We start from the raw sequence: 15,784 nt of genomic DNA, 5'->3' as shown, positions 1-15,784 counted from the left end.
ACCCGCACGCTTGGTCATTGCGATGCTCCCGAATCGATCGAGGCACGAACACGCCAATTGGCCGAGAGAACCATGTGCCCGTCCTGCCGTCGTGGTCTCCCGGTCGCGGAAAGAGCCGCCGCGAATTCGCAGCCAACTCGCGTAGCCCCCAGTGCTTCCGCGCGCTTGCGATAGCGATCGTTACCCGGAGGGCCGAGACACCCGTAGGGTGGCTCGGTGAGGAGCGAAGCGACGAGTAGAGCGCGGGCCGAAGGCATCGCCCATACGCCATCAGCACGCGGCACCTGCTTGGTGAAGCACACCAAAGCTTGCGAACCCGCACACTTGGTCATTGCGATGCTCCCGAATCCGATCGAGGGACGAACACGCCAATTGACGGGGGAACCATGTGCGAAACATCGGGCGCCGAAATTGCGGTCGTGACGCCGCTCGACGGCATGAGCGCCGGCAACCGATCGCGTGTTTTCATGAGACCGGATCGCGTGACGAATAGCGTCGGAGCTGCTGATGACTCGCCGCTGGAGGTCCACCTCGGCGGAAGTGCGACGGCAAGCAGATTTGCAAGCTTTGTGACGTATGCTCGTGTCTCGTCTGGCAAAGAGCCGCCTGCGAGATGCTCTTCATAGCGAGCTGGCCCCGCATTGTACGCGGCAAACACGCCAGGCGAGCCATACCGATCGAGCAGTTCGCGCAAGTAAGCTGTGCCGGCCAGAATGTTGTCGTGCGGGTCGTACGGGTCGTTCCCGAGATTGTAGCGCCCCCGAAGTTCGGCCCAGGTCGCCGGCATGATTTGCATCAGGCCCATTGCACCTTTTGTCGATCTGGCGTGCACGTCTCCAGCGCTTTCGATGCTGATGACTGAAACGATCCAGTTCACCGGAATTGCAAAACGCTTCGAGGCTTCATCGACGAACTCTGCATACGGGTTGCTTACTTGAGCAGCCGCTTGAGCTAACGCCGATCCACTCTCGGCCAGAGCAGCACTGTCCGAGGCTGCGAAAACAAGCAGCAGCAACGCGACAGCCCAACCACGCAGGCCCGACCGAGCCAAGCCTGTCGTCGTGCTCGCTCCCGTCCAGGGCAAAGCCGCTTCGCGCCGGCCATGCGGCCGCCTTGGACTGCCGCGGCGCGCGTCGGCTCCGCCAGTTTTGGCCGGTACGGAGGAATGATCCCGCGATCGATCGAACAGATTAATGGCGGGATAAGAGCGTGGAACACGCACGATCACTCCTCCCACGTCCACACGGGCATCGCACGGCCGATCACCGCCGACGCAGGCAAGAATCCAAAATACCTGCCATCGAGAGAGCCGTCCGACTGCCAATTCATCAGAAACAGCTCGCCGTCGCCGACGACGCGACAGCCCTGCCATTTCGGCAGCGGCCGGCCGCGTCCGTCGCGGTCCATCGCCTCGCCCACCGCGACGTCATCGACCGAAATCGTGAGGCCGGTTCTGCAAACGGTCTGCCCAGGAAGGGCAAGCACGCGCTTCAGCATGGGGAGGCCAATGGGCAAGTAGCCGTTAAGGTCGAGAAAAATCGCGAGCGGCTCCGGCGGCTGCACGGCGACCAATTCAGTGACTTTGAATTGGTCCGCCGGTCGGAGCCGGTAGAGACCGATCGGCACGCTCGCGGATCCGTTCCAGATGTAAAGCGGAAGCGGCTCCAGGACGATCGTCGCGGCGAGCGCAGCAGCGACCCCAATCGTCGCGGTCAGCGTCTTCATGCGGCCCGTCATCGCATCACCTTTTGGCGATGAAGCCAGGCCTGGTGTCGCGCTTTCGTGTAGGGCCGCGGGTTTTCATTGACGGACAGGCGGTTGTGAACGTGATGCCAATGGTCAATAGCAACGTCAGCCGGATCGATGCCGAGTGCCTCAACGGCATCGATCATCTGCAGCACGCGCTCGACCTTCGGCCAGCCTGAGAGCCGCAGCAAAATCTCTCCACCGGGTGTCACATAAGGGACAGTCGAGCAGCGCTGTCCCGGTGTGACCGCGCGCAAGATGTCGATGCGCGAAATGATCGTACCAAAGTCGTTGGAGGTCCACCGGATGAAGGCAAAGATGCTCCCTGGCGCGAATGACAGGACACGCCGATGGCGATCAAGCTTCCGTTCCTTGACGATACGACCGAACCGAATCCGGTTTTCGATGCGCTTCTCGAGCCACAACACTTCAACTTCCGTGAGGTCGCTCATGATGCCGCTCCCTGACGCTGGAGCTGGCGGCCGCGAGTTTGGTGCTTGGTCGAGAGTGTATGTGGCCTGCAAAGGCAGGCTGGCCTGTCGGACTGCCGTTGGAGGGCTCCGCCAATGCGGCTGTCGGCCTGGTCCGTTAGAAGAAATCCGAAGGATTTCTGGTTAGTAAAGTTAGAGCGACCGGAAAGCGCGGACAAACAAGCGGTTAAGTCCGATTCCGGTCCCCGATAGCACGAGGATCGGGTCCCCGATAGCACGAGGGTTGCGGTCCCCGATAGCAAGAGCTGATTCACAGGTTGTCCTTTCGAATTTGGATGAGACCGCGCCGGCGCAGGCGTGCCGTTAAGGGATCAACAGGCGCGGGCGCGAAGTTCAGCCGCTCGGTGCCATCAGGATCGCGCGCGAGCACGAGCTGATAGCCGGGCAATGTCTGGCGCTGGACAATCTGACGTACGTCGTAAGCAAAGTGCTTGAGCGGCGAGAGGATGCCGGACTTGGCATGGAGGTGCACAAGGTCAAAGCTCCAGCCGCCATCCTGCCGACCGCCGTGCTTGCGCACGAGGCGGTAAAGCCAGCGCTCAAGCCCGCCTGTGAGCTCGAAATAGGCGCGGTCGATCGTCAGCACGAGCGCGTCGTCGATGACGCCCGCGTAGAACCAATCCGGCAGGATCAGCTCGAGTCCGAACGGACGTCCGTTTGCATCGGATGTCTCCTTCCACTCGTTGATCCAGGAGAAGCGGTGTCGCCGTCGTTCTGCCGGCTGACGGATCGACGTCAGCACGGTCGTTGACTGAAGTCTGTCGAGACCGGCCTTCAGGCGGTCATAGTCACGCGCGCTCGTGCCCCGGCCGACAAACGTCAAAATCTCGTAAGGCGTCGCAGCCATCAGGCGCGACGTCTTCAACCCGGCGTCACGGGCTTCGACGATCTGGGACGCGGCCCAGATCAGGACGTCCGCATCCCAGATGGTGGCCATGCCGTGTTCCGGCACGGCTTCGACACGAATCGCAATCGCACCGGCACGAAAATCGATCGGCACCACACGCTTCGTCTTGGCGAGCGAAAAGAACGGGTAAGCCATCAGATCCTGCGCGTCGCGCGGCGCAAGATTGCCGGGCAGCGCCCGAAAGAGCTCAAGCTGGTCGCGCTCTGAATGGTGTTTGCGCCGCATAGTCACTGCTCTCAGGCGGCTATCAGCGACGTTCCTGACCCGCATACGGGCGCAGCGCGGGATGCTTCTTGGCCGGCAGCACCGTTCCCTTCCCGGGGTCGGAGGTCGACGTCTTGGCGCCCCGATCGGCCCAAGCTTTCAGGTCATCGACAGCGTAGACGACACGCCCGCCGATCTTCCGATAGGTGGGGCCGGTGCCGTATGTGCGGTGCTTCTCGAGCGTACGACCGGACAGGCCAAGATAGCGCGCGGCCTCAGGTGTACGCAGGAATCGTGGGGGAAGGCCGGCCATCGGATCGGGCATTTGAGAACTCCAGGAGGACAGCGCACTACGCTTGGCTAGGCCGGCGTGTGTGCGGTCATCATGGAGAAGCAAGTTCTCGGAGGGGGATGCCGAATGTTGGGGATGCGATTTTCGGCATCCCTTGGGGTCCGTGCTACTCGTCCGTGCGCCGGGACCGCAGGAGTTTGCGGTAACCACCGCGCATCAACGCGAGGCCGCCTTGCACCAATCGAATTGTTCGATTGCGCAGATCATGCGTCTTCCAGGCCCGATCGGGGATGCGCTTTTTCCCGAAGAGCGCTTCGGCGATAACGCGATAACTGCCGCCGGCGCTATGCGCATCGAGCGCTCGGATCGCGGCGCTCAGACGTTCGCGCCGCAGTTTAGATAGTTGGTGAAAGGCAGGACCTGGCACGCGCCCATTTATTGCACGACAAAGCCGTCGGGCTGCATAGGCACGCGCGTCGAAATCGCCATCAAACGGCAGTTCGGCTGAGTATGACGCGCCAAGCACCAGCGGGTCCTTGGACCAGACACGGTGATCTACTGCACCAATGCGCAGCACGGCGTGCCACCCGTCGACGGCGCGGCGCACCTCACCTGCTGTAAGGTCGAGCAGTGGCTGATACGACGCCCCGACGTCGTCGGCCATTGCGACCTTGACCGGAACGACGGCCGCAAAAACCTCAGGCGTCCAAAAGATCGTCTGCTCGTCGAAGGACCTCTGCGGGTCATGGGCGAAAGCAGAGGGCCCATTTCCTCCTGAATTCGTCAGTCACTTCGCCGTTCGGACTGTTGGCAATCATCACCTCGTACTCACGCCGATAGTCGGCATTGCGGCGGAGACATTCCCAGGCGATGTCGGTGACTTCCGCGTCTTGTAGTCTCTTGTAGGATTCCGGCGACCGCCAGTCGAATTCAGGCATTGCTTCCGCCCCATTGCACGCTGCTAACAACGATTGCGCCGCAATAGGTATGAACGAGGCGGTTGTAGGAAGACCCTCGTTTGGCACCACGTGGTGCACCGGAATGACCACCGATCAGCAAAAGAAGATAGTTCTGCCTGCAAGTCGCCAGCCGGTGATTTTCTTCTATTTGGAGCCGGTGCCGCGCAATAGGCGTCCCTGCTCAGTCACCCATTTGGCGCGCGCAAGATGACTCTGATATGCGCTCCGCGCACGGTCCGGCTCTCGCTCTGGGTCCATATGCAAGACTACTCGAGTCACTTCGCGCCAGTCCGCCCCCTCGCCCTCCGCCTGCAGGAGGCGCATGTACGTGACGACATGCTGCTCGTCATAGGCCGTCGGCAGCGGCTCGTTCGGCGCACTGTCAGCTACGTCTGGATCTAGGGATGGCTTCTGCATCATACCCGCTTTTAGAACGCCTATAAGCTACGCCATGGTTTGGTCGCAATCCAGACCTCCGCTTCCCGTTGGAAGCCTGAATATTCGTTCGGTAGATCGGCGGCCGAGTTCGGTCGCGCGCGTAGCGTCGTCACACTCGATAGCATGCTCGCACACGAATAGGAACGATCGTTCCTAGAACGATCGTTCCGGCTCAGTTCCCATATCGCCATGGATCTCAAAGAGATCATGGCTGTGAACCTGCGTCGGAAACGCCACGATCTACGAATGACGCAGGAGGAGCTGGCCGAGCGCGCGGGTTTGAGCGCCCGTTACGTCGGCGCCATCGAGCGCGGCGATGTATCAGCAAGCGTCACTGTGCTTGGACAAATTGCTGAAGCATTGGGGGTCGAACCGGCGGACCTGCTCAAAAAGGCTGCGCGGCTTAGCAAATCGTAAGCCCCTTTAGGCCGACCGCGAATCGCCCGCCCGGCGGGACCGGGCGGGCTTGGTGGGGCGCTCTTACTCGCCGATCTTGCGGGGCCGCGACCAGAGCAGGGTGTAGCCCTCGCCGCCTTCGTTATCGAACAGGTTCGCGTAGATCGGCGCGTTGAACGAGGGGTCATCGAGCTTGAACGAGAGGTAGTCGTGGCCTCTTCGGAACGCTTCGACCAGGCCGCGCCGATCTCCGCGCGACTCACATAGCAACCTGAGAACTTCGCGTTTTTATCCTTGCTGTGTGAAAAAGCTAAGGATCGCGCAATCTGGTCCGCTCTGCAGCGATGAGCGGACCCTTGTCAGAGGTGGCGCAACTTCGCAGATGGGCCAAAAGGCGACATTCGAAAGGATGAGGATCTCTAGCTGATGCGGCGTTACGCGTAGAAAGCTACGCCGATCTGACCGTCCTTTCGCCAAACAATATGGCAGGGCCTAGAAGTGCCATCCGAGGCTATCGCGAGCACGAAGCTGTCAGGAAACCAAAACGGGCCCCGCGCTTGGATGCGGGCACCCGTCGCGGAGATATCGCGAACGATGCAATCAACCGAAAGTGAGCCGAATACAATTTGGCCGCCCTTGAGAATGCGACGAAAGTGGTTCGAGAGCCCCTTAGCGAATTGCCGAACACCAAGTCTATCATGAATGAGAGGAGGTGACCCCCGGAGGTGCAGCTCCTGCCCATTTGATGAGCGGACGTTTTCGCGCAGGTTGCGCCCTTGTGTCCCAACCAAACAATGTCGATCCGACTGCAGTGCCAAAAACGCCCAGCCCAAGGAAGTCCCTTCGTCGCATGTGCCCCCCTCTAAAGCGCCATCGTCTATATCGGGGCTAACTGGGCGGCCACCGTGACGCGGTTCACGGACGAAGACGTTCCGGTCCCACACCATGCGGCGGCTTGCACAGACGCAAGCGACCACATCAAAGGGTCAGAGACATGTTCAAGACCATATCGTTGGCGGTTGCCGTCGCGCTCTCCGCCCTTTCCATTGCGCCAGCAATGGCCTCGCAGCGCCCAGAAAGAGACATGCAGAGCCAGTCACGCCTCGCTTTTCCGCAAGGGGTTGAGCACACGTTATGCGGAGTTGTAGGTCCTTGCATCGAGGTACCAACGCATAGCCATCCAGAAATGATCTGCGATCCCGGACTGTGTAGAACCAAGCCGCCTGTTGAGAAACCGCTGCTCGGGCGTAATGTCATTTCCAAACTGACTTGCGATACCGGGCGTCGGTTATGTCTACCGTCCGCCCGGAGTCTCGCGCGTTACAACTCGCGCTCCATCGCTGGATTGGCTGCGGTTCTTCACCTTGATCCAGAACTTTTGCCGTCCGCCGGGTAAGGCCGATCGCGATGCTTGGGCAGGAGACCTGATATCAAAATCTGCAAAAACATCCCGATGCAGTAGCCGACACGAGACTCAGGCGACCCTTGCGGCACCAACCGCAACCCGCGCTCTAGTGGAGACACGGTGGGAGGAATTTCGGATAAGCTAGTGTAATGATTCATCGACTGAAGTCATGGAGCGTACTCCGCATTGCGTCCTTGCCATCTGACCGTAGTCGCTACGCAAACGGGCGCTGCCCCCGTTAGCCAGTCAGTTGCTGGCGGAACAGAACGTCCACACCGTAGCTCGTTGAGTTGTAAGTGTCGGTTGGGAAGAGGCTGTTTGATCCATATGCATACACTCCATTGCCTCCGCTCGAAGCCGAGGATGGCGCAGTCAGCGGTCCGTTGCTAACCGCCGAGCTAAACAAGTTGGGATCGGCGGAGTAGTTTCCCGACGTATGATAGGATGCAACATACGTCTGCCCTGGCGTGATCGTCACCGGTGTGGCGAAGTTGACTTGCTGCCAGCCGCTCGCCGTCTCGTTGGTGAAGGTGGCGGTGGCCAGCAGGGTGCCGGTGCTGCTCCAGAGATTGGCAGTGTGAGTGCCGGTGTTCGACGGGCCCTTGTAGAAGCGTAGCCCGGTGACATCGCCGGCGCTCGACGCCCGGAATTTGAACCCAAGCTCCACCGAATTCGGATCATTGACCGATACCACACTCGGCGTCGGATTATTGCTGAACAGACTTACGATGCTCGCAGATGCTGCGTTGACGTTGAGAGAGGCGGACGCGCTTGCCGTCCCACCTCGACCGTCAGAGATTGCATAAGTGAATGACGCCGGTCCCGTATATCCGGAGTTCGGGGTGAAAGTGACGGTGCTGGTCTGCGCGTTGTAGCTCGCGACGCCGCCGGCGCCGTTGCTGACGCCCGTGATGGTCAGGGCATCGCCGTCGGGATCGGTGTCGTTGGCCAACAATGCCGAAGCCGGGATCGAGATCGCAGTGTTCTGAGTAGCGCTGAACCCGGAGTCATTCGCCGCGACTGGTGGCCGGTTGACACCGCTCGCGGGGCTATACATCACGTCCACCCAGTAGTTGGTGGCCCCGAAGGTGCTGGTTGGGAACAGATTGCCGGTGCCGTAGGTGTAGACGCCATTGTTGCCGGCGGGCGCTGTGAGCGGACCATTGACGCGCGGGGCCGTAAAGTAGTTGCTCGTGGACGTGTAGTGCCCGTTGCTGTGGTAGCTTGCCACATAGGTCGTGCCGGCGGCGATCGAAACCGGATTGTTGAAGATGACGGTCTGCCATCCACTGCTGGTTTCGTTCGTGAACGTCGCGGTCGCGAGCAGCGTGCCCGTGCTGCTCCATAATGACCCCGTATGGGTGCCGGTGTCGCCGGTACCCTTGTAGTACTTGATGCCGCTGATGGTGCCGGCCGCGGATGACGTGAAACGCACCCCGAGATTGACCTGGGCCGCGTCAGGATCCGAGAGAATGGCCGGCGTGTCGGAACTTGAAAACAGGCTCACTGTCGGCGGGGTCACTGTCAAATTAGCCGTTGCAGTTGCGGTGCCGCCGCGACCATCCGAGATGGCATAGCTGAAGGATGCAGCGCCGGTGTAGCCGGTGGTCGGCGTGAAGGTGACGCGATTGGTCTGGGCATTGAAGCTGACGGTACCGTTGACGCCGCCGCTCACGCCCGTGATCGTCAGCGGGTCGCCATTCGGATCGGTGTCGTTCGCAAGCAGGGCCGACGCGGCAATCGTGAGAGCCGTGTCCCGCGTGGTGCTGTAGCCGCTGTCGTTGCTAGCTACCGGCGGCTGGTTGGTTGCGGTATTTACCGTCAGGCCGACCGTGGCAGTTGCGGTTCCGCCCTGTCCGTCGGCAATGGCATAGCTGAAGGATGCCGCACCGGTATAGCCGGTAGTCGGCGTGAAGGTAACTACATTGGTTTGGCTGTTGAAGCTGACGGTGCCGTTGACGGCGCCGCTCACGCCGGTGATTGTGAGACTGCCGCCATTGGGATCGGAGTCGTTGGCGAGCAGCGCGCTGCCCGCAATCGTCAGTGCGGTATTCTGGGTGGTGGTGTAGCCGCTATCGTTGTTGGCAACCGGCGGCTGGTTGCCGCCGCCGGACGGCGCGAACACAACATCGACCCAGTAGTTGGCGGCGTTATAGGAGTTGGTCGGGAAGATGCCGGACGTGCTGGTGCCACCATAGGAATAGACGCCGTTGCCGCCGGCCGTCGTAGTCGAAAGCGCGGTCAATGGGCCGTTGGTGACAGCCGTGGTGAAGTAGTTGCCGGTGGCCACATAGGAGCCGGTGGTGTGATAAGAAGCAACATAGGTCGTGTTGGCGGCGATCGAAACCGGGGACGGCAGGTTAACGGTCTGCCAGCCGCTGACCGACGTATTGGTGAAGTTGGCTGTAGCGAGGCGGGTGCCCGTCGACGTCCAGAGATCAAGGACGTCGGGACCAGTGTCGCCGGGACTGCGGTAGAATTTGAGAGCCGTGATCTGGCCGGCAACGGAGGACGTGAACTTCATCCCGACTTCAAGCTGCGATCCGTCATTGAGGTTGATCTGCGCTGGTGTATTTGACGCGCTGAACAGGCTGACGGGAGCCGCACCGGGCGGTACCACCGTGAGGCTGACATTGGCAGTGGCCGTACCGCCGCGCCCGTCCGAAATCGTGTAGCTGAAGCTGGCCGGACCGGTATAGCCGGCGGCGGGCGTGAATGTGATGTTGTTATTCTGCGGATTGGGTTGCGTGTTGAGGACCACGGTGCCGTTTGTCGCTGCGCTTACTCCGCTTATGGTTAGTGCGTCCCCATTGGGGTCGCTGTCGTTGGCGATCAGCGACGCCGCCGTGATCGTCATGGGCGTATTTTGCGTCACGGTCGGCCCGGTATCGTTCGTAGCCACCGGCGCGGAATTGGTGGTGGAAGGGTTGAACATGACGTCAACCCAGAAATTTGTCGATTGGAACGTGGTGGTCGGGAATGCCCTGTTGCTGCTGTAGGTATAGACGCCGTTACCATTGGCGAGGGCGGTCAGCGGACCGCTGGTCACATTGCTCGTGAAGTAGTTCACGCTGGAGGAGTAGTGGCCTACGTTCGTGTGATAAGACGCGACATAGGTGGTGCCTGCCGTCAGCGGGACCGGGTTGGAGAAGGTCACGCTCTGCCAACCGCTTGTCGTTTCGTTTGTAAACGTGGCGGTTGCCAGCAAGGTGCCGGTGCTGGTCCAGAGTTCACCCGTGTGGGTGCCTGTATCCTGGCTGCTCTTGTAGAAGCGGATTCCGCTTACGGTGCCGGCAGTCGACGTCTGAAACCTCACACCGAGCTCGACGGCGCTGGCATCTATCGTGTTGACTGTGGCGGGGGTCGCCGAGCCAGGAAAGAGCGAGATGAAGGACGGCGCGCTCACGGTCACCGTGCGGCCCGCCGAAGGCGTTTCCAGATTGATGCTGTCGTCCACCGCGCGTGATTTGATCGTGTAGGTCCCGGCAACTTGCGGCGCCCAGGTATAAGTCCATGTCTCATCGCCAATCGCGTTCTGCCAGCTCAGCCCACCATCGGTCGAGACCTCCACGCCAGCGATCACGCCGCCGCCGACATCCGCTGCCGTGCCGGAAATCGTGACCGCACGTCCGGCACTGAAATTCGCCAGGGCGTTGATGGTGGAAGTCGGAGCCGCCGAGTCCGTCGAGCCGGTGCCCGCGACCATCCCCGGTTGGAGCGTTCCCGGTTGAATCCCCATGTCGGCGAGCAGATTGATCATAGCCTGTTGCACGCGCGGATCGGTCGGCGTCGGCGCCAGGTCGTGATTGTCGCTCAGGCCCCATGCCCAGTAGACCGTACCGGCGCCGAAGACTAATGCGCCGCTCGGAGCGCGATAGAGGGTCAGGTTATGGGTTGAAACGCCACTTCCGGTCGTGTTGCCATAGTCAAGCAGATAGGTATTGACCGGAATGGTTGTCGAGGAAAGCCGAACCAGGCCGGCTGGATCGAATCCGTTGTCAGGCGCTTCATCCCACTCATAGCCAAGATAGTTCTTGGTCAGCGTTGCCGTTTGCCCGGGCTGAAGATTGGCAACGCTGGTATTGCGCCAGAAGCGCAGGTTAGCGTCGTCATAGGGAATTGTGATTGACTGGAGGCCGCTGCCTTGGCCGACATCATCGACCTGGAACATCTGTCCGATCAGGGCATTTTCCGGGATTCCCCCGCCGACCGCCGGCGGGCTGAGGCGCGGATCACGGAACGTTCCTGTCCACTGGTCGCTTGGATCAATCGACGCTCCTGGTGAAAAAGTCTCCTTATAGGAGATCAAGGTGCGGTAGGCGGTGGCGTCGCTGCTTATGCTGTTACCCCAGCGCGTGCGCCAATACATCTCGTTGCCGCTCCAGAACGCAAGATTCACGCCGGCATCGCGGGCCGCCTGAACATTGGCGCGTTGCTGCCCTGACCAGTATTCGTCGTGGCCAACGTCGAGGTAGAGCTTGTGATTCAGGAGGAGACTGCCGTAACGATCGGCATCGACTCCCGACATGTAGGAGACGTCGTAACCATTCTGCTCCAGCCAGTAGATCGCAGAATACTCAGCGCCGAACAAATAGTCCTGCGGGCCGGCATAGGTCCCGACGTTGCCGCGGGTGGCGATCGGCCGGTTGTAGCTCACCGCGTAGGCGCGCCCGGCGCCTTGACCGGTCGCGGGACCGTTGCCGCCATAGAAATTTGCACCGCCCCAGCCGTTATAGGCCTGCCAGGTTGTATCCGAGGTCTGGAAGATCACATCGCTGGTGCTGCTGTCGTCTCGAACGATGAAGGGGATGTGATTGGCGCCGGCAGTTCCGTCCTGGCGCACGAGCTTTGCAATATAGACGCCGGACACGGCATCGGCGGGAATATCCCAGGAGGCTGAGACGGACCAATTGCCGGCATCGACCAGGCCGGTCGCCGCGTCGCGCAGCGGCGTAGGCTGGTTCTGCACGCCCGTGTGCTGGATGGTGGCGACCTTTCGCGCTCCCATGCCGCCATAGTAGCCGAGGCGGTAGATGTCGATCCGGTAGTTTGATGAATTCGTATTGATCTTGAAGTCGACCCGGTTACCCCGATTGACGCTGATGTCGGTGGCGAAACCTTCGATATTCGAACTGCCCGCGCCAACGATATCCCATTCGCTTTGTGGGTTTCCCGGCTTCTGGTTCTCGAGAACAATTGGGTTTGTCGAAGTCGCTGCAGCCGCGAGACTGCTGGTGGACTCCGTTGTGGCGGCCTGCCGGCCGGCTGGGGGAGCCTTTGCGGTTGTCACCGAGCCGGACAGAATTCCAATTGGGCTGGTTGCCGTCCCGGTACCGGTCTCTCCTCCACCTGGCAGCGCGTTCCAGTTGATAAGAGGCGTAACCTGCTGCAATGGCATGTCGGCACTGGTGGAGGCTCCCATGATTCCGGTCTGGCCGGTCAGCACGAAGTCCGCTCCACCAGATAAACGAGTACCTTGCAACTGCCCGATGTGGGCTGCACTTTGATCGAGCAATCGTGTTGGAGCAATGAAGTAGCCGCAACCACAAACCTGCGCGGCCGCTGGAATCCCCGACGATCCAACGATACTCGGAGCCAAGGCCGCCGAGGGAATCCGACCAAGAATGACGACCGGATTTGAGGTCGTTTGGTCGGCTGCCGCAGAGGTTGGCGTTCGCCATCCTGCGGTTACCCTCGGCAATTCGGCGCTCGAAGCCAAATTGGATAAAGATAGTGCAGTGGCATCTGAGGCGCGCAGGTCCGTTTCAAGCGGATTGCGCACGGGGTGCGTTGGCAGCAGTTCGTCCTTAGCCTCTGGATCTGACGCCCAAATGCTCCTCCGGTGCAGGGTCCGTGGCCAAGTCCGCAATCCGAAAGCCAACTGGCTCAAGCCAGACTTTTCGTACAAGGACCTCATGACATCCTCGCGAGAGATGGGAGAGTGTGAATGAAAGATTCTGATGCCCGTCACCTAGACGATGACGTGGATGTCGGAGGGACATCTCCAATGTTCGCGAACGAGCCAATCTTGGACTGACAGGCGGGGCTCTGAACCAGTAGGCGAGCGGGAAGCCGCACTGCTCGATCTGCCTTTCGGCTGCGGTTGCACCGTTACTCGTAGCGGCTACCATGATTGCCCAAAATTCAATTCCGCCGAATTAAAGCGCACGTTTTAACTTATTAAACATTAAATATCAAGATTTTTCATATCACATACTCGCCATCTGGCCGTCTTGATGTAGCTAAAATGCAAAGCGCCCCGGCGCCGCCTAGCTTACGTGATCAGGATATTGCCAGGGCGGAAAGGGATCGCTGAGATTGCGCCAGCTCTGGGGATCAAACCCATTCTTCGAATTGGCAAGGCAGGCATCCAGCGAGGCTCGGATGTATGCTTCGTCCATGCCTGAACCGATGAACACCAGCTCCTGACGACGGTCGCCCCAAGTGCTGTCCCACTGATCATTGAGGTGTTGTTGGACGTTAGGATGGCTTGGCCACGTCGACTTTGGGACTGTTGCCCACCAGTATCCTATGGGCTCGCACCGACGTTGCATCCCTGCAACCGAGAGGACACCGATCCAATCCGGACGGGTCGCAAGCCAAAAATGTCCTTTGGCGCGCAATACGCCTGGCCAGGGTTTATTGAGAAAGGACAAGAGACTGACGGGATCGAACGGACGTCTTTCCAAGTAGACGAAACTGGATATGCCGTACTCCTCGGTCTCCGGCACATGGCAAGCGGGATTGTACAGCTCCTTGTTCCAGAGAGGATGTGTCGCAGCCTTGGCTTCATTGAAGAGGCCGGTGTTAAGAATTGTGTGGAGAGGAACGTCGCCAAAGTCGGTCTCGATTGTGCGTGCCCGGGGATTGAGCGCGGCAACCACCTTGCGCACGTCCGCTCGCGTCGCCTCGGTCACTTCTGACACCTTGTTGATGACGACCACATCAGCGAATTCGATCTGCTCAACTAGGAGATCGACGACCGTACGAACGTCGGAGGCATCACGTAGCTCGCCGTGGTCGCGCAAAAGATCGCGACTGCTATACTTGGCGAGCAAGTCCGTCGCGTCCACGACGGTCACCATCGTGTCGAGTTTCGCAAGATCGGAGAGCGAGACGCCGGCTTCGTCGCGAAAGGAGAAAGTTGCCGCGACAGGGAGAGGTTCAGAAATACCGGTCCCTTCAATCAGAAGATAGTCAAAGCGCCGCTCCTCGGCCAACCGCCTGACCTCCACCAGGAGATCGTCGCGCAGCGTGCAGCATATGCAACCATTGCTGAGCTCCACGAGTGTTTCGGTGGTATGCGATAGGTTCGCGCCACTGTTGCGAACCAGATCCGCATCTACGTTCAACTGACTCATGTCATTGACGATGACTGCAACTCGGAGGCCCCCGCGATTCCTCAGCACGTGGTTGAGCAATGTCGTCTTCCCCGAACCCAGAAATCCACTGAGCACGGTGACCGGAAGCCGATTGGCGGCGCTTGCTCTCTCTTGCATAAGTCTCCCCGGCCGATGACGTCCCAACTAAACAACGTTGACGGAGGCAAGTTGTGCTGCTGCAGGCGCGCATCGCAACTATTTAGACCTATCTGTCTCTCCCGAGTCTGCCAGTTATTAGTATAATGAAAATATTAATAACAGGTCTAACAATTAAATCAGCAAATCGCCGCCGGCAGAAGTTCGTCCGTGTTCCCGACACGGCGCTAGGGCCTGCTTCGGCTAATCGCCTTGTTGATATTGTGCGGTCTGGTTGGGCTATAGCTCCGCACACGCTGAAAAGCGCGGCGCGCTGGTGATCGGTAACTCGGCGCGAAGCTGGCGAACCCCACGAACGATGCCGCATTAGTCGCCGGCATGCAGGAGGGCCGGGTTCGATAATGTTAACATCAAGCTCGAACTCAATGTTTCGGAGATGCGCAGGACGCTGCGCGACTTTGCCAGTAAGGCGCGCGATGCCGAGGTCGCGGTGGTCTATTACGCCGGGCATGGCACCGAACTGGACTGCATCAATTATCTGATCCCGGGCTGTCGGCTGGTAAGGTCCGGCTGTCGGACAGAAGGCACTGTCGTACGGGTACGCGGCGGGAGGGCACAGCGGAAGTGTGTGATTGAGCCGCGCGGCCGCACAGCTCACGTCAACTTCCGCAACGGGTCAAAATGCGAAAATCTCAAACTGAGCATATCTGGTCCGCTCTATCGCCATGAGCGGACTTACAAGAGACAGAGCGCAGTTTCGCGGATGGGCCAGGCTGCTGTGAAGTGGAAGCTCTGAAGAAACCCCGCCCGATTTGGTCGGACGGGGCTTGGTGGGGCGCTCTTACTCGCCGGTCTTGCGCGGCCGCGACCAGAGCAGGGTGTAGCCTTCACCGCCTTCGTCGTCGAATAGGTTGGCGTAGATCGGCACGTTGAACGAGGGGTCGTCGAGCTTGAGTGAGAGGTAGTCGCGGCCCTCCTCGGAACGCTTCGACCAGGCAGCGCCGATCTCCGCGCGACCCACATAGATGCGGTGGCTGGGAGCGTTGTCATTGGAGCGGTTGGTCTCGCCGACGATGCGGACGCCCTTGGCCTTCAGGCTCAGGGTCACGATCTCGCCCTGGAATTCGTTGCCGACCTTCTTGAAAGAGCCGATGTTAGCCATGTCACTTCTCCTGATTGTTTCGAGCCCGCGACCACCGCGGCCTCGATGGCGATCTAGCGCCGAGGACGATCGGCGACGCACCCGCTGGGACCGGAGCGCAGCGGAGGACGCCGTTGTGGCGACTTTCTTGTCTCGCGAGGAATGGGCGAAGCCCAGGGGAAGAAAGTCGCATCAACGGCCGTTGCGGCTCAGACGATCGAGGCGAAGCCGGTCTTCGGCCCGATCAAGCCATCAGAGGCCACGTGCGTCCGCGTGCTGAACCACAATCTCTGGAGAAGCGTGCCTTGTCTCAGTTTTGCTGAACAA

At 60.2% G+C, this 15,784-nt stretch carries 13 protein-coding genes and 2 pseudogenes; 2 read left to right on the top strand and 13 right to left on the bottom strand.

What is annotated here, in order from left to right:
- Nucleotides 1-328: 328 nt before the first annotated feature.
- The 8 genes from I6F36_RS25065 to I6F36_RS25030 form a co-directional block, all read right to left on the bottom strand.
- Nucleotides 329-1,015 carry a lytic transglycosylase domain-containing protein gene (locus I6F36_RS25065; RefSeq protein ID WP_225137055.1) on the bottom strand — a complete coding sequence of 229 codons (687 nt, stop codon included), beginning with the start codon at nt 1,013-1,015 and terminating at the stop codon, nt 329-331.
- A 209-nt stretch (nt 1,016-1,224) separates the two neighbouring features.
- A complete protein-coding gene (locus I6F36_RS25060) occupies nt 1,225-1,737 on the bottom strand; it encodes a S26 family signal peptidase (RefSeq protein ID WP_225137058.1) in 513 nt (170 codons plus the stop codon).
- Entirely contained in the window at nt 1,734-2,198 is a 465-nt protein-coding gene (locus tag I6F36_RS25055; protein WP_225137060.1) for a DUF2840 domain-containing protein, read from the bottom strand. Before I6F36_RS25055 ends, I6F36_RS25060 begins: the two co-directional genes overlap by 4 nt.
- Nucleotides 2,199-2,487: 289 nt before the next feature.
- Nucleotides 2,488-3,369 (bottom strand): replication initiator protein A, encoded by an 882-nt coding sequence (locus I6F36_RS25050; RefSeq protein WP_225137062.1) that lies wholly within the window; start codon nt 3,367-3,369, stop codon nt 2,488-2,490.
- Between the two features lie 22 nt (nt 3,370-3,391).
- Nucleotides 3,392-3,673: an AlpA family transcriptional regulator gene (locus tag I6F36_RS25045; protein ID WP_008561544.1), complete on the bottom strand. Its 282-nt coding sequence runs from the start codon at nt 3,671-3,673 to the stop codon at nt 3,392-3,394.
- Nucleotides 3,674-3,806: 133 nt separating this feature from the next.
- Complete coding sequence (locus I6F36_RS25040) at nt 3,807-4,304, bottom strand: DUF2285 domain-containing protein (protein ID WP_225172405.1); 498 nt, start codon at nt 4,302-4,304, stop codon at nt 3,807-3,809.
- 79 nt (nt 4,305-4,383) lie between these two features.
- Nucleotides 4,384-4,578: a DUF6499 domain-containing protein gene (locus I6F36_RS25035; RefSeq protein WP_225172404.1), complete on the bottom strand. Its 195-nt coding sequence runs from the start codon at nt 4,576-4,578 to the stop codon at nt 4,384-4,386.
- Between the two features lie 165 nt (nt 4,579-4,743).
- A complete protein-coding gene (locus I6F36_RS25030; protein WP_225133394.1) occupies nt 4,744-5,016 on the bottom strand; it encodes a DUF2285 domain-containing protein in 273 nt (90 codons plus the stop codon).
- 210 nt (nt 5,017-5,226) lie between these two features.
- Here I6F36_RS25030 and I6F36_RS25025 point away from each other — a divergent pair, with 210 nt between their 5' ends.
- Complete coding sequence (locus I6F36_RS25025; protein ID WP_225133130.1) at nt 5,227-5,454, top strand: helix-turn-helix domain-containing protein; 228 nt, start codon at nt 5,227-5,229, stop codon at nt 5,452-5,454.
- A gap of 63 nt (nt 5,455-5,517) precedes the next feature.
- On the opposite strand, the pseudogene I6F36_RS25020 reads toward I6F36_RS25025, so the two are convergent.
- The 4 genes and pseudogenes from I6F36_RS25020 to I6F36_RS25010 form a co-directional block, all read right to left on the bottom strand.
- Nucleotides 5,518-5,699: pseudogene (locus tag I6F36_RS25020) on the bottom strand (DUF736 domain-containing protein); the annotation flags it as partial.
- Between the two features lie 168 nt (nt 5,700-5,867).
- Nucleotides 5,868-6,380, bottom strand: a complete 513-nt coding sequence (locus tag I6F36_RS40020) for a PilZ domain-containing protein (RefSeq protein ID WP_369424270.1) — start codon at nt 6,378-6,380, stop codon at nt 5,868-5,870.
- Nucleotides 6,381-7,076: 696 nt separating this feature from the next.
- Nucleotides 7,077-12,284 carry a DUF4082 domain-containing protein gene (locus tag I6F36_RS25015; protein ID WP_346656673.1) on the bottom strand — a complete coding sequence of 1,736 codons (5,208 nt, stop codon included), beginning with the start codon at nt 12,282-12,284 and terminating at the stop codon, nt 7,077-7,079.
- 823 nt (nt 12,285-13,107) lie between these two features.
- Nucleotides 13,108-14,337 carry a GTP-binding protein gene (locus tag I6F36_RS25010; RefSeq protein ID WP_225133132.1) on the bottom strand — a complete coding sequence of 410 codons (1,230 nt, stop codon included), beginning with the start codon at nt 14,335-14,337 and terminating at the stop codon, nt 13,108-13,110.
- Between the two features lie 213 nt (nt 14,338-14,550).
- Between I6F36_RS25010 and I6F36_RS25005 the strand changes: the two are divergent.
- Nucleotides 14,551-14,863, top strand: a pseudogene (locus I6F36_RS25005) (caspase domain-containing protein); the annotation flags it as partial.
- A 294-nt stretch (nt 14,864-15,157) separates the two neighbouring features.
- Here I6F36_RS25005 and I6F36_RS25000 read toward each other — a convergent pair.
- Entirely contained in the window at nt 15,158-15,478 is a 321-nt protein-coding gene (locus I6F36_RS25000) for a DUF736 domain-containing protein (RefSeq protein ID WP_225133133.1), read from the bottom strand.
- Between the last annotated feature and the right edge of the window lie 306 nt (nt 15,479-15,784).

The organism is Bradyrhizobium sp. BRP19, assembly GCF_020194195.1.
Classification (GTDB): Bacteria; Pseudomonadota; Alphaproteobacteria; order Rhizobiales; family Xanthobacteraceae; genus Bradyrhizobium; species Bradyrhizobium yuanmingense.
The sequence above is the reverse complement of the archived record's forward strand: the minus strand, read 5'-3'. Positions and strand labels throughout refer to the sequence as shown.